This is a genomic window from Serratia sp. 2C06, assembly GCF_050037615.1.
GTDB lineage: Bacteria > Pseudomonadota > Gammaproteobacteria > Enterobacterales > Enterobacteriaceae > Serratia > Serratia ureilytica.
The window spans coordinates 2,272,154-2,289,439 of the sequence record NZ_CP188299.1 but is presented as its reverse complement, the minus strand read 5'-3'; the positions used below and the strand labels follow the sequence as shown (position 1 = coordinate 2,289,439).

Annotated in this window: 16 protein-coding genes, 1 tRNA gene and 1 pseudogene; 9 read left to right on the top strand and 9 right to left on the bottom strand. The window is 60.7% G+C overall.

Features of this window, described 5'->3' with window-relative positions:
- Positions 1 to 75 precede the first annotated feature (75 nt).
- Entirely contained in the window at positions 76 to 1,572 is a 1,497-nt protein-coding gene (locus ACP3TA_RS11280) for an NCS1 family nucleobase:cation symporter-1 (RefSeq protein WP_033642144.1), read from the top strand.
- A 177-nt stretch (positions 1,573 to 1,749) separates the two neighbouring features.
- On the opposite strand, the gene ACP3TA_RS11275 is transcribed toward ACP3TA_RS11280, so the two are convergent.
- Complete coding sequence (locus tag ACP3TA_RS11275; RefSeq protein ID WP_060659843.1) at positions 1,750 to 2,997, bottom strand: O-antigen ligase family protein; 1,248 nt, start codon at positions 2,995 to 2,997, stop codon at positions 1,750 to 1,752.
- A 51-nt stretch (positions 2,998 to 3,048) separates the two neighbouring features.
- A complete protein-coding gene (gene rfaQ / locus ACP3TA_RS11270) occupies positions 3,049 to 4,209 on the bottom strand; it encodes a putative lipopolysaccharide heptosyltransferase III (protein WP_206196017.1) in 1,161 nt (386 codons plus the stop codon).
- Between the two features lie 636 nt (positions 4,210 to 4,845).
- On the opposite strand from rfaQ, the pseudogene ACP3TA_RS11265 reads away from it, so the two are divergent.
- Positions 4,846 to 4,986, top strand: a pseudogene (locus ACP3TA_RS11265) (integrase); the annotation flags it as partial.
- A 24-nt stretch (positions 4,987 to 5,010) separates the two neighbouring features.
- Here ACP3TA_RS11265 and ACP3TA_RS11260 read toward each other — a convergent pair.
- The 3 genes from ACP3TA_RS11260 to ACP3TA_RS11250 form a co-directional block, all read right to left on the bottom strand.
- Positions 5,011 to 5,087: transfer RNA gene (locus tag ACP3TA_RS11260), tRNA-Arg, on the bottom strand.
- Positions 5,088 to 5,183: 96 nt separating this feature from the next.
- Positions 5,184 to 5,492 (bottom strand): hypothetical protein, encoded by a 309-nt coding sequence (locus ACP3TA_RS11255; RefSeq protein WP_046688391.1) that lies wholly within the window; start codon positions 5,490 to 5,492, stop codon positions 5,184 to 5,186.
- Positions 5,489 to 5,698 carry a hypothetical protein gene (locus ACP3TA_RS11250; protein WP_042783825.1) on the bottom strand — a complete coding sequence of 70 codons (210 nt, stop codon included), beginning with the start codon at positions 5,696 to 5,698 and terminating at the stop codon, positions 5,489 to 5,491. Before ACP3TA_RS11250 ends, ACP3TA_RS11255 begins: the two co-directional genes overlap by 4 nt.
- 205 nt (positions 5,699 to 5,903) lie before the next feature.
- Here ACP3TA_RS11250 and folD point away from each other — a divergent pair, with 205 nt between their 5' ends.
- The gene (gene folD, locus ACP3TA_RS11245) at positions 5,904 to 6,770 is read left to right on the top strand and encodes a bifunctional methylenetetrahydrofolate dehydrogenase/methenyltetrahydrofolate cyclohydrolase FolD (protein ID WP_004940177.1); all 867 of its coding nucleotides are present in this window, start codon (positions 5,904 to 5,906) and stop codon (positions 6,768 to 6,770) included.
- A 10-nt stretch (positions 6,771 to 6,780) separates the two neighbouring features.
- Complete coding sequence (gene ybcJ, locus ACP3TA_RS11240; protein ID WP_033642141.1) at positions 6,781 to 6,993, top strand: ribosome-associated protein YbcJ; 213 nt, start codon at positions 6,781 to 6,783, stop codon at positions 6,991 to 6,993.
- Between the two features lie 58 nt (positions 6,994 to 7,051).
- On the opposite strand, the gene cysS is transcribed toward ybcJ, so the two are convergent.
- Positions 7,052 to 8,437, bottom strand: a complete 1,386-nt coding sequence (gene cysS, locus ACP3TA_RS11235; RefSeq protein WP_116286600.1) for a cysteine--tRNA ligase — start codon at positions 8,435 to 8,437, stop codon at positions 7,052 to 7,054.
- Positions 8,438 to 8,746: 309 nt separating this feature from the next.
- Here cysS and ppiB point away from each other — a divergent pair, with 309 nt between their 5' ends.
- From ppiB to purK, 4 genes are all read left to right on the top strand, one after another.
- The gene (ppiB, locus tag ACP3TA_RS11230) at positions 8,747 to 9,241 is read left to right on the top strand and encodes a peptidylprolyl isomerase B (protein ID WP_016928800.1); all 495 of its coding nucleotides are present in this window, start codon (positions 8,747 to 8,749) and stop codon (positions 9,239 to 9,241) included.
- Between the two features lie 10 nt (positions 9,242 to 9,251).
- Positions 9,252 to 9,974 (top strand): UDP-2,3-diacylglucosamine diphosphatase, encoded by a 723-nt coding sequence (locus ACP3TA_RS11225; protein WP_149543000.1) that lies wholly within the window; start codon positions 9,252 to 9,254, stop codon positions 9,972 to 9,974.
- Between the two features lie 149 nt (positions 9,975 to 10,123).
- Positions 10,124 to 10,648, top strand: coding sequence for a 5-(carboxyamino)imidazole ribonucleotide mutase (gene purE / locus ACP3TA_RS11220; RefSeq protein ID WP_004940188.1), 525 nt, complete (start codon positions 10,124 to 10,126; stop codon positions 10,646 to 10,648).
- Entirely contained in the window at positions 10,645 to 11,712 is a 1,068-nt protein-coding gene (gene purK, locus ACP3TA_RS11215) for a 5-(carboxyamino)imidazole ribonucleotide synthase (RefSeq protein ID WP_069100256.1), read from the top strand. Before purE ends, purK begins: the two co-directional genes overlap by 4 nt.
- A gap of 64 nt (positions 11,713 to 11,776) precedes the next feature.
- On the opposite strand, the gene ACP3TA_RS11210 is transcribed toward purK, so the two are convergent.
- The 3 genes from ACP3TA_RS11210 to ybbA form a co-directional block, all read right to left on the bottom strand.
- Complete coding sequence (locus ACP3TA_RS11210; RefSeq protein ID WP_033642138.1) at positions 11,777 to 13,183, bottom strand: sugar porter family MFS transporter; 1,407 nt, start codon at positions 13,181 to 13,183, stop codon at positions 11,777 to 11,779.
- A 357-nt stretch (positions 13,184 to 13,540) separates the two neighbouring features.
- Positions 13,541 to 15,973: a putative ABC transporter permease subunit YbbP gene (gene ybbP, locus ACP3TA_RS11205; RefSeq protein ID WP_033642137.1), complete on the bottom strand. Its 2,433-nt coding sequence runs from the start codon at positions 15,971 to 15,973 to the stop codon at positions 13,541 to 13,543.
- On the bottom strand, positions 15,970 to 16,656 hold the full coding sequence (ybbA, locus tag ACP3TA_RS11200) for a putative ABC transporter ATP-binding protein YbbA (protein ID WP_004940192.1): 687 nt from the start codon (positions 16,654 to 16,656) through the stop codon (positions 15,970 to 15,972). The genes ybbP and ybbA overlap by 4 nt, the downstream gene beginning before the upstream one ends.
- Between ybbA and tesA the strand changes: the two genes are divergently transcribed.
- Positions 16,627 to 17,265, top strand: coding sequence for a multifunctional acyl-CoA thioesterase I/protease I/lysophospholipase L1 (gene tesA / locus ACP3TA_RS11195; RefSeq protein ID WP_162472522.1), 639 nt, complete (start codon positions 16,627 to 16,629; stop codon positions 17,263 to 17,265). The genes ybbA and tesA overlap by 30 nt on opposite strands.
- The last annotated feature ends 21 nt before the right edge of the window (positions 17,266 to 17,286 follow it).

Genomic DNA, 17,286 nt, shown 5'->3' with positions numbered 1-17,286 from the left:
GTATGCAAAATCAGCCATTGTGGCCTGGATCCTGCAATAGCCTCAGCAATCCACATAACAAGAGGAGCAGGTTTCATGCCACATTCAACACACATGCATCAGGTTTCGGCCAAAGACGCGACCGCCGGCTACAGCCCGCGACTATGTAATGAAGATCTCGCGCCGACGCGCGACCAAAACTGGAGCTGGTACAACATTTTTTCATTCTGGATGTCGGACGTGCACAGCATGGGGGGCTATGTGGTCGCGGCGAGCTTTTTCACGCTCGGGTTGGCCAGTTGGCAGGTGCTGCTCTGCCTGCTGATCGGCATTTGCATCGTACAGCTGTGCGCCAACCTGGTGGCGAAGCCAAGCCAAATGGCCGGCGTGCCCTATGCAGTCATCTGCCGCCAGGCGTTTGGCGTCTTTGGCGCCAATATCCCGGCGGTGATCCGCGGGCTTATCGCTTTCGCCTGGTATGGGATCCAGACCTACCTTGCGGCCAACGCCCTGATGCTGGTGCTGCTCAAGTTCTGGCCGTCGCTGTCCACGCTCACCGGAAGCGGCTTCCTCGGCCTGTCGCTCCTGGGCTGGCTATGCTTCGCCACCATGTGGCTGCTGCAGGCGATGGTCTTTTGGCACGGCATGAACGCCATTAAGCGCTTCATCGATATCGCCGGGCCGGCAGTCTATGTGGTGATGCTGGCGCTGGCGGGCTGGATTGTATACAAGACCGGTTTTGACGGGATTTCCTTTACCCTGGCCAGCAAATCGCTGACCGCCGGGGAGCAGACCTGGCAAATGATCACCGCCACCGCGCTGGTGGTCTCCTATTTCTCCGGGCCGCTGCTCAACTTCGGCGATTTCTCCCGCTACGGCAAAAACATGGGCGAGATCCGCCGCGGCAACCGCTGGGGCCTGCCGTTCAACTTCCTGCTGTTCTCCATCGTCACCGTAGTGATTGTTTCCGGCACACAATCGCTGTTTGGCCACATGATCACCGACCCGATTGAAACCGTCAGCCGCATTGGAAACGATCTGGCGGTCGCCATTGGCCTGCTGACGATGATCACCGCCACCATTGGCATCAATATCGTGGCCAACTTCGTCTCGCCGGCCTTTGACTTTTCGAACTGTTCGCCGCAGAAAATCAGCTTCCGCACCGGCGGGATGATTGCCGCCGTTGGGTCGATTCTGCTGACGCCGTGGAATTTGTTTAATTCGCCGGAGCTTATCCACTACACCCTCGACGTGCTGGGCGCCTTTATTGGCCCATTGTTCGGCATCCTGATCGCCGATTTTTATCTGATCAAACGCGGCCAGGTATCCGTGGACGATCTGTTTGATGACACCCCGAAAGGCAAATACTGGTACCGCAACGGTTTTAACCCGAAAGCCATTGCCGCGCTGCTGCCGTCGGTGGCCATTGGCCTGATCATCAGCTTTATTCCGGCCCTGCACCAAGTGGCCAACTTCAGCTGGTTTATCGGCGTCTTCCTCGGCGCGACCGCCTACCGCTGGCTGGCCCGCGATGAGCGCACCGCCGTGGCCGGTCCGGCGTTCCGGGCGAAGGTGATGGCGCAAAAAGAGTAATTCCGCCCACAGCAAACTGCGTCGGAAGGGAAAAAAGCCATCCGCAACCGTGCCGCCTCGGCGTTAACGCCGGGGCGGCCGTTGTGAGCGAACCAGTCGGCCGCTGGCTTTTCACCGATGCGCGGAGGAGCGCTGAGCGCCGCGTTCAAGCGCGTATTTTCGAAGCACTTCAACCCCCTATCGCATCTGGGGTTGAGGCAAGTCTGCATGAAGAGACGGCGGAGTGGTGAGGGAAAGCCCGGCCAGCAAGGCGGCGATAATGACAAACAGGTGCCCTTCGGACGAGTCCAGCAGGAATGAATTGAACAGATGGCAGGCCATGTAGCTGCTGAGCACCGCAACGAACAGATTTCGGCGCGCCGGCGGCAAGCGCCAAGCGACGCGGTAGCAACTCCACATCCAGGTGAGGAATACCATCAATCCCAGCAAACCGCTCTGCACCGTTTCCAACAGGTATTCATTGTGCGGATTATGCACGCCATAGCCGGTGGATGGATTGCCGTACCAAAAGCTGCCGGCACCGTTGCCCAGCAGCGGGGATTGCTTTATCAGTCGCAGGGCTTCGCGGGCGAAGGCGGTGCGTTGCCCCATGGAGTTGTCGCAGGCCGCATAAGCCGTTTGGGCCGGGGCGAAAACGCACCCCTGAATTTGCTGGACGCCCAGCGTCAGGCGCTCCATGGCGCGATTGGGGGTCATGACCAGCATCACGACAGCCAGTATGCCGCAGGCGAGCACGGCCACTTGCTGCTTGCGCCGGAGGGTAAGCAATAACCAGATACCCATGCCAACGGCCAATGCCACATACCCGGTACGCCCCTGCACCATCAGCAGAACATTAACCGTCGCCAACAACACCAGTCCCGCATACCCCCAGCGCCGTTTTCCGCTACAGGCAAAAGCACGCGACAACCAGACCAGCGCCGCCAGCGCCATAAACACGTTTTGGGTGATTTGCAGCTTAAACACCGTAGGGTTGTCGGGGTTCAGCCCGCCCAATGTGACATGGCCAAGCCCGCTCATGAAGCTGATGGCCAATATCGCGGCATTGGCCCACAAAAAGCCGCGGACAAATTGCGTCATCAGCCGCGAGTCGGCCAGAAAGAACAGCGCCAGCGGCAGGACATACAGCAATTTTTGGTATTTGCCGACCATTTTGGGGCCGTAGGCGTGAGCATGCGTCAGCAATGACAACGCCAGCAGCGCAAACATCAGCGCTGGCAACCAGACCAGGGGATGACAAGCCAGTGCAGCCCACTGCCGGATATCGCGCAGCCAGAGCAGACAGACGACAACCAGCCCCAGTGAGATATTCATCAGGGGATTGGAGGTCGGGAGGGAGGCTCCCAGCAAAAAGGCGGTAAACGCAAACAACCGTTGCTGAAGGGGCGTCTGTATCGACGAGGAAACTGCTGAGTTGAATAGCATCGTGGCGTACTCATTGATAAGAGAAAAAACACGGTGGAAGGCCGCGCAGGGTTAACGCTGCGCAGACCCGACGAGGGATGCCAGTTGCCTGTTAACCGCCTGTATCACATCGCCGGCCGGGATGGCCGCGAGGTAACGCTCGCGGGTATTGGTGTCAACGGCGTCCGGGGCGGGCAGCGGACGATAGTCTCCGGCCCACAGCAACGTGTGGGGCGCCTGCCACGGGGACCATCGCGCGAGGTCGCTGGGCCCGAACAGCACCACCGAGGGCGTATTCAGCGCAGCGGCCATGTGCATCGGCACCGAATCGACCCCGATAAACAGCCGCGCCCGGTCAATCAGCACCGCGAGCTCCGGCAGCTCCAGACGCCCGGCCAGATTAATCACCCGCCGCGGTAACAGGCAGCGGGCCATAATGGCGCTTATCATCGCGGATTCATCTTGCGTGCGTCCGCCGGTGAGCACCACCGTTCTGCCCTGGGCGGTCAGGTGGTTAATCACGGCGCTGAATCCGTCCACCGTCCAGGTCTTGAAAGCCCAGCGTGCGGTCGGCTGTATCAGCACAAAATCGGTCAGGTGATGGCGTCGACTGAGCCGGTCAACGTCATCCACATCAGATTGCCGCCAGGCTTGCGTCACCTGCGTGATTGTCGTGGGCAAGGCCAGTGGCGCCAGAATGCTGAGATTATTCAGCACGGTGTGCTGCGCCGGGCCGGCAACGTCGACCAGTAGCGAATGGCAGGCCCGCCAGAGTCGATTGTCGCGTTTGGGGTAGCGAAACCCCAGACTGAAGGTCGGTTTGAGAAAACGGCAGTACAACGCTGCCCGCCACTGATCGGAGAGGTTGATCACCAGATCGTAATGGCCGGTCCGCAGGCTGTTCCATAACGCATATTCGCCGCGGTATTGCGCTTTCAGCCCTTGGCGCTTGAGCTCTCGAGCCACGGTAAAGGCCAGATAAACATCCTGATTGCCGGCCAGCATCGCCTCGGTGCCGTCATAGACCAGCACATCGATCAACGCATTGGGGTAGTTGACGCGCAATGTGCTGAGCACCGGCGTCATCAGCAGGACGTCGCCAAAGTGGCGCAGCTTGATGACGAGAATGCGTTGCACGCTATCCCGGTGCAAAAGCGCATTGGGCACCCGGCGATCGGGGAGTGTGGCCAGCGGGGATGCGGGGCGTTTGCCGGTGGTGCGATGGGCATTCATGGTTCGTCGCCTCAGAAAAATACAAAAGGCCGCTGCAGGGCCGAAAGAGTCCGTGAGGATAAAAATAGCGCTGCGCCACGGTTCGAAAACCCGAGAAGGCTGCAGGGAGAAAACGCCGTTCTCTCTGCCGTGCTCCCTGAACCGTCAATCTCGTTATCGCGGGAAAGCGGGCGATTAGCAGACGTTCTCGTCATGGCTGAGTACGGGGGTTTTATCCTGATAAATTGTCGAGCGCTACGTGGTATTCACCGGATGAATAAAGAGTTACCGCCGAATAATATCCTGCCCGATCTTAACGGCGACCGTGTAGCAAAGATAATTGGTTGTGCAGATCAATAAGATCTTACCGATCGTTGAAAACGATCAATCCTTTACAAATTGCAGGGTTACCGAGAAAATTCCTAACCTATTGAGGTTATTAATGTCTTTTATTGCTGCACCGTGCGGCGCGTGCTGAACTCACTCCCCGACCGGAGAGCCCGGTGCGGGAAGTGAACCATCGTTAGCGAATAAACGTGGGAGGGAGAAATAGGAGTTTTCACCGGTGGAACAGCGGCGCCGCGACCGGATACCTAATCACTCGCCAAGCGCAGAAATTGCACGACCGTCGAAAAGCTGAGCTTTGGAGAATAGACCGGCTGGGTGAGCATCGAAATGGTACAGCGATACGCTCACCTTGCACCGAACCATCTCACTGAGCATGCGAGGCAAATTGATGCGATTTTCGGAGGTTTAGTCCCAAATCTGTCCCATGATGAAATTGGAAAGACGGGGTGAAAGGCGTAACTCATTGATACTTAATGGCACGCCCTATAGGATTCGAACCTATGACCTACGGCTTAGAAGGCCGTTGCTCTATCCAACTGAGCTAAGGGCGCATTGAGATGCGGCAACCTGTGGTTGCGGGTTGCGATTATACGGTCAGAGGTTAGCGAGTCAATGCCTTTTCATGACGTTACGGCGGCGACGGTGCTTTATGGCGTTTTTTCCGCCAGCGCCCGTGCGGCGGCCCGCGCTATGCTGCGTTGCGCCAGGCCGACAGCGGTATCGCCTGGCGTGCGTTCGGCCCCTTGCCGCCCATCGCCCCGCCGCAGGCAAAGGCGCGCGGACTGAACGACCGCCGTAATGTCGCCCCAATCGGCATGCTCAACCACCTGCATGTTGCAGGTCGCCTCCCCTCTTTTCCCCAGAGCGGAGTCAGGGCGTGCGCTGTTTAAAGAAGCCTGGCTCCACGGCGCCCAAGCCAGCAATAGCGCGCACCCTATCCATGCGCTGCCGTTCATGCGCACAGCTTCCGCCACAGGGCGCTCAGGCGCGCCCGCCACGACGGCGTCGCCTGGTGCTGACAAAGCTGATGCAGCGCGGTGAGTTGCTCACTGTCCGCCGGATGCAGCGAAGAATCGAACACCGTCTCACCAACGTGCTTAGGCTGCGCCGGTTGCTGATCAGGCTGATGATGCAACGGATAAAGCCGGGTTATCGCTCTCATGATCCTGCCCTCTTTCGCCCCGTGTATGGCCCCAGCGTATGCAAATGCCGGTAAAAATGGCGTAGAGGTTCCTGAAGCCGGCATAAAAAAAGCGTAAATCGGCCTCGCCGACGGCGGCGAGGGTGATTCTGCGCCTGACAGCGCGCTCAGCTTCTGACAGAATAGCGGCATCCCCGCTTTTCTTAATTGATGGATTTCCACACTGATGTCAGCAAAGATTATTGATGGTAAAACGATTGCGCAGCAGGTTAGAAACGAAGTGGCTGAGCAAGTGAAACAACGTCTGGCGGCCGGTAAGCGCGCGCCAGGGCTGGCGGTTGTGCTGGTCGGCGAGAATCCGGCTTCGCAAATTTACGTCGCCAGCAAGCGCCGCGCCTGCGATGAAGTCGGCTTCCTCTCCCGCTCCTACGACCTGCCCGCTGCCACCAGTGAAGCCGAGCTGCTGGCGTTGATCGACCAGCTGAACGCCGATGAGGAAATCGACGGCATTCTGGTGCAGCTGCCGTTGCCGGCCGGCATCGATAACGTCAAAGTGCTGGAACGCATCCATCCGGACAAAGACGTCGACGGCTTCCACCCGTACAACGTCGGCCGCCTGTGCCAGCGCGCGCCCAAGCTGCGCCCATGCACGCCGCGCGGCATCGTCACCCTGCTGGAGCGTTATAACATCGATACCTACGGCCTGAACGCCGTGGTGGTCGGCGCGTCCAACATCGTCGGCCGCCCGATGAGCATGGAGCTGCTGCTGGCCGGCTGCACCACCACCGTCACCCACCGCTTCACCAAGAATCTGCGTCATCACGTCGAGAACGCCGATCTGCTGGTGGTGGCGGTCGGCAAACCGGGCTTCATTCCGGGCGACTGGATCAAACCGGGCGCCATCGTAGTGGACGTCGGCATCAACCGCCTGGAAAGCGGTAAAGTGGTGGGCGACGTCGATTTCGACGCCGCCAGCGAGCGCGCCGCCTACATCACCCCGGTGCCAGGTGGCGTTGGCCCGATGACCGTGGCTACACTGATCCAAAATACCTTGCAGGCCTGCGAGGAATATCACGACGTTCAACCTAAATAAGTAAGGCAGTATGGAAATTTTCAATCTGGACAATCATCCCCATGTCGAACTGTGCGATCTGCTGAAGTTCCAGGGCTGGTGTGAAAGCGGCGGCGCCGCCAAAGAAGTCATCGCCGAAGGGCAGGTGAAAGTCGACGGTAAGGTCGAAACCCGCAAGCGCTGCAAGATCGTCGCCGATCAGGTGGTGGAGTTCGGCGGCGGCAAGGTCATGGTTAAACCCTAACCCGCAGCCATAGAAAAAGGCGCTGAATTCAGCGCCTTTTTTGTTTCCTTCTGCCGGATTACTTACGGCGCCAGGTGGTGCCCTGCGGGCCGTCTTCCAGCACGATGTTCATCTCGTTCAAGCGATCACGCGCGGCATCCGCCAGCGCCCAGTCCTTGGCGGTGCGCGCTTCGTTACGCTGTTTGATCAGCGCTTCGATCTCCGCCACTTCACCGTCGTCAACCTGTGCGCCCCCTTGCAGGAACTGCTCCGGCTCCTGCTGCAGCAGGCCAAGCACGTTCGCCAGCTTGCGCAGTTCCGCCGCCATGCCGCTGGCCGCCGCCATGTCTTCCCCCTTCAGGCGGTTAACCTCGCGCGCCAGATCGAACAGCGCCGAGTAGGCTTCCGGGGTGTTGAAGTCGTCGTCCATCGCTTCGCGGAAGCGGGCTTCGAACGCCTCGCCGCCGGCCGGCGCGGCATTGGCGTCGGTGCCGCGCAGCGCGGTATAGAGGCGCTCCAGCGCGGTGCGCGCCTGCTTGAGATTCTCTTCACTGTAGTTCAGCTGGCTGCGATAGTGGCCGGACATCAGGAAGTAACGCACCGTCTCCGCATCGTAATGGCCGAGCACGTCGCGAATGGTGAAGAAGTTATCCAGCGATTTGGACATCTTCTCTTTGTCGATCATCACCATGCCGGAGTGCATCCAATAATTGACGTACGGGCCGTCGTGGGCGCAGCTCGACTGCGCGATCTCGTTCTCGTGGTGCGGGAACATCAGATCGGAACCGCCGCCGTGGATGTCGAAGTGGGTACCCAGCTGTTTGCAGTTCATGGCGGAGCATTCGATGTGCCAGCCCGGACGGCCCGGCCCCCACGGCGACTGCCAGCTCGGCTCGCCCGGCTTGGACATTTTCCACAGCACAAAGTCCATCGGGTTGCGCTTAACGTCGTCGATCTCTACGCGCGCGCCGGCCTGCAGCTGCTCCAGATCCTGGCGCGACAGCAGCCCGTACTGCGGATCGCTGTCGATGGAGAACATCACGTCGCCGTTGCTGGCCACATAGGCGTGATCGCGATCGATCAGGCGCTGGGTGATCTCAATGATCTCGGCGATGTGTTGGGTCGCGCGCGGTTCGCTGTCCGGGCGATCGATCAGCAACGCGTCGAAGTCAGCATGCATTTCCGCCAGCATGCGTTCGGTCAACTGGTCGCAGGTCTCATGATTTTCCGCCGCGCGGCGGATGATTTTGTCGTCCACGTCGGTGACGTTGCGCACGTAGTTCAGCGAATAGCCGAGATAGCGCAGGTAACGCGCCACCACGTCGAAAGCGACAAAGGTACGACCGTGGCCGATGTGACACAGGTCATAGATGGTTACCCCGCACACGTACATGCCCACTTTCCCGGCATGAATGGGTTTGAATTCCTCTTTTTGACGACTCAGGGTATTAAAAATCTTTAGCATCGGGAGATTCCGTGGTGTGCGTGATAACAAAAAAGATAACCGGGCTTCAGGTTTAACGCCCGGTAGCGTATTGAAACCTGAAGCCTGATCTATTGCAAGGTTAAGGCCATGCTTTGCTGACTTCACGCGAAGAAAAAGCGCAAAATTCGCCGGCCGGCGCAAATGTTATAATATAACACAAATACAATTACCACAGACAGTGCGCGGTTGAGCCGCTGCTGACTCGCTGGGGCGGATATGTTATAAGGGCGGTCTGAATGTTCACTCGCTTTACGTGACGTCTCACTTCACCTTGTTAGGATTAAAACTATGGTTACTTTCCACACCAATCACGGCGATATCGTTATCAAGACCTTTGCTGACAAAGCGCCGGTTACCGTTGAAAACTTCCTGAACTACTGCCGCGCCGGTTTCTACGACAACACCATCTTCCACCGTGTGATCAACGGCTTCATGATCCAGGGCGGCGGTTTCGAGCCGGGCATGAACCAGAAAGCGACCAACGCGGCCATCAAGAACGAAGCCAACAACGGTTTGAAAAACACCATCGGCACCCTGGCAATGGCGCGCACCAACGATCCGCACTCCGCCACCGCACAGTTCTTCATCAACGTGGCTGACAACGACTTCCTGAACTTCCGCGGCGAAAACGTGCAGGGCTGGGGCTACTGCGTGTTTGCTGAAGTGGTTGAAGGCATGGACGTGGTCAACAAGATCAAAGGCGTGAAAACCGGCCGCAGCGGCATGCACCAGGACGTACCGGTAGAAGACGTGGTGATCAACAGCGTGACCGTCAGCGAGTAATCGCGGCTGCATGAGTACGCTGTTCATCGCAGATCTGCACTTGTGCGCACAGGAACCGGCAATCACTGCCGGTTTTCTGCGTTTTTTACGGCGCGAAGCGGTGCACGCCGACGCGCTGTACATCCTCGGCGACCTGTTTGAAGCCTGGATCGGCGACGACGATCCCGAGCCGCTGCACGCGGAGATCGCCGCGGCGCTGAAAGCGCTGCAACAGGCCGGCGTGCCCTGCTATTTCATCCACGGCAACCGCGATTTTCTGCTCGGCAAGCGCTTCGCCCGCGCCAGCGGCATGCAGCTGCTGCCGGAAGAAAAAGTGCTGGAGCTGTACGGCCGCAGGATCCTGATCCTGCACGGCGACACCCTGTGCACCGACGATCAAGCCTATCAGCAATTCCGCCGTAAAGTGCACAACCCGCTGACTCAAAAACTGTTCCTGGCGCTGCCGCTGCGCTGGCGACTGAAGATCGCCGCCAAGATGCGCGCCCGCAGCCAGCAATCCAACCAGTACAAGTCGGACGCCATCATGGACGTCAACCCGCAGGCGGTCGAGCAAACGATGCTGCGCCACGATGTGCACTGGATGATCCACGGCCATACCCATCGCCCGGCGGTGCATCGGCTGGCGTTGAGCAACGGCGAAGCCCATCGCGCGGTGCTGGGCGCCTGGCACGTCGAAGGATCGATGATCAAAGTCAGCGCCGACGCCGTCGAGCTGATCCAATTCCCGTTCTGAGTTCCGCACTGGCGCGCGGGTGAAAATTCGCGCTTTCGCCGGTGAAAACCGGCGACGCAACCGTTTTCCTCGCCGTGCGCTCATGGTATGCTCTACGCCCTCATTCGGCCCTCAGCCGACGCCAGACAAATCACAGGAGCCTTACACCCATGGGAGCCAACGCCGCTTCAGCCGCCAATGCCGGGGCTAAAATCGCAATTGTAATGGGATCGAAAAGTGACTGGGCCACCATGCAGTTCGCCGCCGAAGTCCTGACCCAGCTCGATGTCCCCTTCCATGTCGAAGTCGTTTCCGCTCACCGCACGCCGGACAAGCTGTTCAGCTTCGCCGAGCAGGCTGCCGCCAACGGCTTTGACGTGATCATCGCCGGCGCCGGCGGTGCCGCGCATCTGCCGGGCATGCTGGCGGCGAAAACGCTGGTGCCGGTGCTGGGTGTGCCGGTGCAAAGCGCCGCGCTGAGCGGCGTGGACAGCCTCTACTCCATCGTGCAGATGCCGCGCGGCATTCCGGTGGGGACGCTGGCGATCGGCAAAGCCGGCGCCGCCAACGCCGGGCTGCTGGCGATGCAGATCCTGGCGCTGCACGATGCCGCCCTGGCGCAGCGTTTGGCGGACTGGCGTCAGGCGCAGACTGAAGACGTTTTGAACCACCCCGATCCGCGGGAGGACGCATGAAGCCGGTTTGCGTATTGGGCAACGGTCAGCTGGGGCGCATGCTGCGCCAGGCCGGCGAACCGCTGGGCATCGCCGTCTACCCTGTCGGCATCGATGCCGAACCCGAGGCGGTGCCGTATCAGAACAGCGTCATTACCGCCGAGATTGAACGCTGGCCGGAAACCGCGCTGACGCGCGAACTGGCGACTCACAGCGCCTTCGTCAACCGTGACATCTTCCCGCGTTTGGCGGATCGCCTGACGCAAAAGCAGCTGCTCGATCAGCTCGGCCTGGCGACCGCGCCGTGGCAGCTGCTGGCGAGCGCCGCCGAATGGCCGCAGGTGTTCGCTGCGCTGGGCGAGCTGGCGATCGTCAAACGCCGGGTCGGCGGCTATGACGGCCGCGGCCAGTGGCGCTTGCGTCCGGGGCAGGAAGCCGAACTGCCGGCCGATGCCTATGGCGAGTGCATCGTCGAGCAAGGCATCAATTTCTCCGGCGAAGTGTCGCTGGTGGGCGCGCGCGGCCACGACGGCCGTTCGGTCTTCTACCCGCTGACCCACAACCTGCATGAAGACGGCATCCTGCGCGCCAGCGTGGCGCTGCCGCAGCCCAATCCGGCGCTGCAGCAACAGGCCGAGCAGATGCTGGCGGCGATCCTGAACGAGCTGAACTACGTCGGCGTGATGGCGATGGAATGCTTTATCGTCGGCGATCGACTGTTGATCAACGAACTGGCGCCGCGCGTGCACAACAGCGGCCACTGGACGCAAAACGGCGCATCCATCAGCCAGTTCGAGCTGCACCTGCGCGCCATCCTCGGCCTGCCGCTGCCGCAGCCAGTGGTGAGCACGCCGTCGGTGATGGTCAACCTGATCGGCACCGCCGTCAACGAACAGTGGCTGTCGCTGCCGCTGGTGCATCTGCACTGGTATGAGAAAGAGGTGCGCCCGGGCCGCAAGGTCGGCCACCTCAATCTGAACGACCCGAGCGCCGCCGATCTGCATCAGGCGCTGCAGGCGCTGGCGCCGCTGCTGCCGGGCGAATACCAAAGCGGGCTGGCCTGGGCACAGCAGAAGCTGGCTTAACGGTTTACACCGCCGAAAAGAAGAAGGTTCAGCCCAGGCTGAGCCTTTTTTATTGCCGCAAAGATCAACGCGAGCCGATATTACGCAACGGTTTGCCGGCCATCAGATTGCGCTCAATGTGTTCCAGTGAAATATTTTTGGTTTCCGGGATCAGCGCCAGCGTGATGAAAACAAACAGCACGTTAAGCCCCGCGTAAACCCAAAAGGTGTGAGCGCTGCCCAACGAATTCAGCATGGTCAGGAACGTCGCCCCCACGATCATATTGGCTATCCAGTTAGTGGCGGTGGAACAGGTGATGCCGAAATCGCGGCCTTTCAATGGCTGGATCTCTGAGCACAGCACCCAAATCAGCGGGCCGGCGCTCATGGCAAAGCCGACGATAAACATCAGCAGCATGACGATGGCGAAATATTGCTCCGCCGCCGAGTTCATGCCGATGTTCATCATGGTGCCCAGCGCCCCCATGCCGACGGCCATCACGATAAACCCAAGGATCAAAGTGGGCTTGCGGCCCCAGCGGTCAACCAGCCCAATAGCGATAAAGGTGGCCAGCACGTTGACCAGACCGACGATCACCGTGCCCCACATCTGCTGTTCCGTACTGGCGAAGCCCGCCAGACCGAAAATCTTCGGCGCGTAATACATGGTGACGTTCATCCCGGTAAACTGCTGCATCACCTGAAGAAGAATGCCAAGGAAAACCGCGCGGCGGAAATTTTTATTGCCTTTGAACAACGCCCAACCGCTTTGCTTCAGTTTGAGGCTTTCACGAATTTCATTCAGCTCATACTGCGCCTGGGCACTGCTGTCGCGCAGCTTCTCCAACACCTGACGCGCTTGCTCATGGCGATTACGCGAGGCCAACCACCGCGGGCTGTCAGGCAAAAAGAACACGCCGACCAACAACAGCCCGGCCGGGATGGTGATGACGCCCAACATCCAGCGCCAGGCGCCGGTATAGCTGAATGCCGTATCAGACAGGTAAGCGGCCAGAATGCCGATGGTGATCATCAATTGATACATCGAGATCATGCTGCCGCGGATTTTCTCCGGCGCGATTTCAGAAAGATAAATCGGCGCGGTATAAGAAGCGATCCCCACCGCCAATCCCAGCAGAATACGTGAAACGATCAACACCTCCACGTTGGGAGCGAACGCAGAACACAGCGATCCCGCCACGAAGAGGATTGCGCCGATCATCAAACTGTATTTGCGCCCCAGCCGGAAGTTCATCCAGCCGCTGCCGATGGCGCCGACGGCGGCGCCAAACATCATTGAGCTGACCACCCACTCCTGCTGAGAGCTGGTGATCTGAAAAGTATCGGTAATAAACGGCAGGGCGCCGGCGATCACGCCGATATCAAGACCGAACAGCAGGCCGGCCAAGGCGGCTAAAAAACAGACGAAAAAAGTCATGCCGACATGAGTCGGGCTTTTCTCCGCCGGTGTCACTTTGACGGTATCGCTCATACAGCCTCCAGGAGAAAACGGTCATCAGTGTGCGACATGATAGGAGGCAATGCGTCGGAGATAAGTGAGTGCGATCACATTAGTGAAAACGGTTACATTCCATTAAATCTTTTTAGGCCGTTTTTTATGGCGGATGAATTCACTTAATACATGCGTAACCCTCTAAATCAATGCGTAAAACAGGCGAAGTCAGCCAACTATCCGCTACACCGATGACCAATGGCAAAGGTATCGATATGACATAAATGTAATCGATTTCACAATGAATGGGCATGAAGAGGAATTGCGCCAGTGACGCGCGAAAGAAAATCGGCAGGCCCGGCCACGCTTGGCGGCAACGGGCCTGCGATCGCCAGATCAGCCATCATAACTGCGGAACAGCGCCCGGCCGCGCAGCAAGCGCACGCCCAGCCAGCCGCCGCACAGCGACAGCAGCAGCGCGCTGGCCAGCGGCAGCGCCCACCACAGCACCGGCGTCGGCGTCCACGGGAAGTCGAACACCCGGCTTTGTAGCAGCCACAGCGCCGCCTCGGCCCCCACCGCAGCCGCGATGCCCGCCACCAGCCCCAGCAGGGCAAACTCGCACCACAGCGTGCGGCGCAGCAGCCGTTTACCGGCGCCCAGCGTGCGATAGACCACCAGCTCCTGCCGCCGCTGACGCATGCCGACCTGCACCTGCGCCAGCAGCAGCAGGCCGCCGCACAGCACCACCAGCACCACCATCACCTCCAGCGCGCGGCTGACCTGTTGCAGCACGCCGCCGACCTGTTTCAGGATCGCGCCGATGTCCAGCAGGCTGAGCGTTGGGAACTGGCGGTTGAGCTGGGTCAACATCCGGCCATCGCCGTCGTAGCGGAAGCTGGTGAGCCAGGTCTGCGGCTGGCCGTCCAGCGCGCCCGGCGGGAAGATAAAGTAAAAGTTCGGCTTCAGGCTTTCCCAATCCACCTGGCGCAGGCTGGTGACTTTGGCGCTGAACGCCTGGGTATCGCCGCTGAAGGTCAGCGTGTCGCCCAGCTTGATCTTCAGCCGCCCGGCGATGCCTTCATCCATCGAGACTTCGCCGCTTTTCGGCGGCCAATTGCCCGCCACCAACGGATTGTGATCCGGCAGCTCGGCCAGCCAGGTCAGGTTCAGCTCACGGTTCACCGCCTCGCCGCCCGGATCGTCCTCATGCACCCGTTCGGTCGCCACCTGCTGGTTTATCTCGGTCAGGCGCACCCGGACGATCGGGTAATAGGTTTCCGGTTTGATCTGGTGCTGCTGCAGGAAGGTTTTCACCTGCGGCACCTGCGCCTCGGTCATGTTGAGCAGGAAATAGTTCGGGCTGTCCGGCGGCAGCTGTTGCTGCCAGCGTTCGAGCAGATCGCCGCGCAGCACCAACAGCAGCGCCAACAGCATGAACGACAGCGAGAACGCCGCCAACTGGCTGATGGTCACCCACGGCTGATGCAGCAGGCGGTTGACCGCCAGCCGCAGCGCCAGACTCTTGAGCGTGATGCGGCGCAACAGCAGCAGGCTGCCCCACCCTATACCGCCCAGCAGCAGCGCCAGCACCGCCATGCCCGCCAGGATCGCCCACAGCAACGTGCTGGCTCCCATCAGCAACACCAACAACGCGACCACGATCGCGGCCGTCACCGGCAGGAAGTAGCGCAGCGGCCAGACGTTGGCCGCCACATCGCGACGCAGCACCCGCAGCGGCTGGGTGGCCAGCAACTGGCGATACGGCCGCAACCCGACCAGCAGCGAAATCAGCACCAGCGCACCGAGCGCCCACAGCCACGGCCAGACGCCGGCGGCGGGCAACGCGGCCGGCAACACCGGCTTCAGCAGGCGAATCAACAGCGCCTCGAACGCCAGCCCGATCGCCCCGCCGCACACCGCCGCCAGCGCCATCACCGCCAGCCACTGGCCGACGATCAATTTGCGCAGCGCGCCGCGCCCGGCGCCAAGGGTTTTCAGCACCGCGATCAGATCGTAGCGGCTGCGGCAATAGTGGCTCATCGCCACCGCCACGGCGGCGATCGACAACAGCAGCGTCAGCAGGGCCGACAACAGCAGGAACTGTTGGGAGCGCTGCAGCGACTTGCCCAGCGCGCTGCCGGATTCCTGCAGCCCGAACCAGCGCTGATCCGGCGTCAACTGCGGCGTCAGCCGTTCTTCGTAACGCTGAATATCCGGCTCGGCGCCGGCGAACATGTAACGATAGGTCAGGCGGCTGCCCGGCTGCACTGCGCCGGTCTTATCGACGTCCGCCAGGTTGATCATGATGCGCGGCGCGGTCTGGAATGGATTGAAACCGGCGTCCGGCTCCTGAATGATTTCACCGGCGATGCGCAGCGTGGTGTCGCCCACCTCCAGCGAATCCCCCACTTTCACGTTCAGCAGCGCCAGCAAACGCGGCGCCACCAGCACGCTGCCCGGTTCGGGCTGGATGTTGGCCGGGCGCGTTTCCAGCTTGCCGTACAGCGGATAGGCCAAATCGGTGGCTTTCACGTCCGCCAGCTGCGGCCGATCGCCGGCATAGGTCATGGTGGTGAACGACAGCTGACGGCTCACCTTCAGCCCTTGTTGCTGCGCGTCCAGCAGCCAGCCTTCCGGCACCGGATGCGCGCTGCGCAGCACCCGATCGCCGGCGATAAAATCGCGGCTCTGCTGGCTGAGCCCTTTGTCCATGCGATCGCTGATGCTGCCCAGCGCCAGCACGCAGGCGACGGAGAGCGTCAGCGCCAGCCACACGATCAGCAGCGACGGCGAGCGCCATTCGCGCCAGAACCAGCGCCAGATCATGCTTCCTCCCACAGCTTGCCTTCGCGCAGCCGCAGCCGCCGCTGGCAGCGCGCCGCCAGGGTTTCGTCATGGGTCACCAGGATCAGGGTGGTGTCAAAATCGCGGTTGAGGGAAAACAGCAGGTCGGCGATGCGATCGCCGGTCTGACGATCGAGGTTGCCGGTCGGTTCATCGGCGAACAGCACCCGCGGTCGGCCGCTGAAGGCGCGCGCCAGCGCCACGCGCTGCTGCTCGCCGCCGGACAGCTGCGCCGGCAGGTGATCGAGCCGTTTCCCCAGCCCCAACTGCTCGAGCAGCTGCACCGCCTGCTCGCGGCTCTGTCTGTCGCTCTCGCCGCGCAACAGCGCCGGCAGTTGCACGTTCTCCAGCGCGTTCAGCGTCGGCACCAGCATGAACGACTGAAACACGAAGCCGACATTCCTGGCGCGCAGCGCGGCGCGCCCCTCTTCGTCCAGCGCGGTCAGCGACTCGCCGAGCAAGCGCACCTCGCCTTCGCTGCCGTCATCCAGCCCGGCCAAAATGCCCAGCAAGGTCGATTTCCCCGATCCGGATTCGCCGATCAGGGCGATCGTCTGCGCGGGTTTGACAAGCAGCTCGACTCCGGTAAGGATGGTGAGCTGATGCTCACCCTGACCAACGTGTTTACTAAGATGATGAACTTCAAGAACGTTTTCCGCTGGCATCTTCCCTTCCTTTTGCTGTTGGGATTATTCAGTTTACGCGCTGCCGCCGCCGATACCTTGTTGATTTTAGGCGACAGTTTAAGCGCCGGTTACCGCCTGCCGATCGAGCGGGCGTGGCCGACGCTGTTGGCCGAACAGTGGCAGAAAAAACCGGGTGCGCCGCAGCTGGTCAACGCCAGCATCAGCGGCGACACCGCCGCGCAGGGGCTGGCGCGTCTGCCCGCGCTGCTGAAACAGCATCAGCCGCGCTGGGTGCTGATCGAGCTGGGCGCCAACGACGGCCTGCGCGGCTTCCCGGCGCAGGACGTACAGCGCGATCTCGGCCAAATCATCACGTTGGTGCAGCAGGCCGGCGCGCAGCCGCTGCTGATGCAGATCCGCATCCCGCCGAACTACGGCCGCCGCTATACTGAAGCGTTCGGCGCCGTCTACCCGGCACTGGCCAAGCAGTTCAACATTCCGCTGCTGCCGTTCTATATGGAACAGGTGGTGGTGAAGCCGGAATGGATGCAGGATGACGGATTGCACCCCAATGGGGACGCCCAGCCGTTTATCGCCACCTGGATGGCGGAGCGCCTGGAGCCTCTAGTAAAGCATGAGTCTCACTAAATTAGGGTCGTACACTAGGTA

What these genes read in the sequence shown, in the direction of transcription:
- ACP3TA_RS11250 (WP_042783825.1), bottom strand. Translation starts at nt 5,698, where the DNA reads ATGAGAGCGATAACCCGGCTTTATCCGTTGCATCATCAGCCTGATCAG.
- purK (WP_069100256.1), top strand. Translation starts at nt 10,645, where the DNA reads ATGAAGCCGGTTTGCGTATTGGGCAACGGTCAGCTGGGGCGCATGCTG.
- ybbA (WP_004940192.1), bottom strand. Translation starts at nt 16,656, where the DNA reads ATGCCAGCGGAAAACGTTCTTGAAGTTCATCATCTTAGTAAACACGTT.
- rfaQ (WP_206196017.1), bottom strand. Translation starts at nt 4,209, where the DNA reads ATGAATGCCCATCGCACCACCGGCAAACGCCCCGCATCCCCGCTGGCC.
- ACP3TA_RS11225 (WP_149543000.1), top strand. Translation starts at nt 9,252, where the DNA reads ATGAGTACGCTGTTCATCGCAGATCTGCACTTGTGCGCACAGGAACCG.
- ACP3TA_RS11275 (WP_060659843.1), bottom strand. Translation starts at nt 2,997, where the DNA reads ATGCTATTCAACTCAGCAGTTTCCTCGTCGATACAGACGCCCCTTCAG.
- ACP3TA_RS11255 (WP_046688391.1), bottom strand. Translation starts at nt 5,492, where the DNA reads ATGAACGGCAGCGCATGGATAGGGTGCGCGCTATTGCTGGCTTGGGCG.
- ppiB (WP_016928800.1), top strand. Translation starts at nt 8,747, where the DNA reads ATGGTTACTTTCCACACCAATCACGGCGATATCGTTATCAAGACCTTT.
- ACP3TA_RS11210 (WP_033642138.1), bottom strand. Translation starts at nt 13,183, where the DNA reads ATGAGCGATACCGTCAAAGTGACACCGGCGGAGAAAAGCCCGACTCAT.
- ybcJ (WP_033642141.1), top strand. Translation starts at nt 6,781, where the DNA reads ATGGAAATTTTCAATCTGGACAATCATCCCCATGTCGAACTGTGCGAT.
- folD (WP_004940177.1), top strand. Translation starts at nt 5,904, where the DNA reads ATGTCAGCAAAGATTATTGATGGTAAAACGATTGCGCAGCAGGTTAGA.
- ACP3TA_RS11280 (WP_033642144.1), top strand. Translation starts at nt 76, where the DNA reads ATGCCACATTCAACACACATGCATCAGGTTTCGGCCAAAGACGCGACC.
- cysS (WP_116286600.1), bottom strand. Translation starts at nt 8,437, where the DNA reads ATGCTAAAGATTTTTAATACCCTGAGTCGTCAAAAAGAGGAATTCAAA.
- tesA (WP_162472522.1), top strand. Translation starts at nt 16,627, where the DNA reads ATGAACTTCAAGAACGTTTTCCGCTGGCATCTTCCCTTCCTTTTGCTG.
- ybbP (WP_033642137.1), bottom strand. Translation starts at nt 15,973, where the DNA reads ATGATCTGGCGCTGGTTCTGGCGCGAATGGCGCTCGCCGTCGCTGCTG.
- purE (WP_004940188.1), top strand. Translation starts at nt 10,124, where the DNA reads ATGGGAGCCAACGCCGCTTCAGCCGCCAATGCCGGGGCTAAAATCGCA.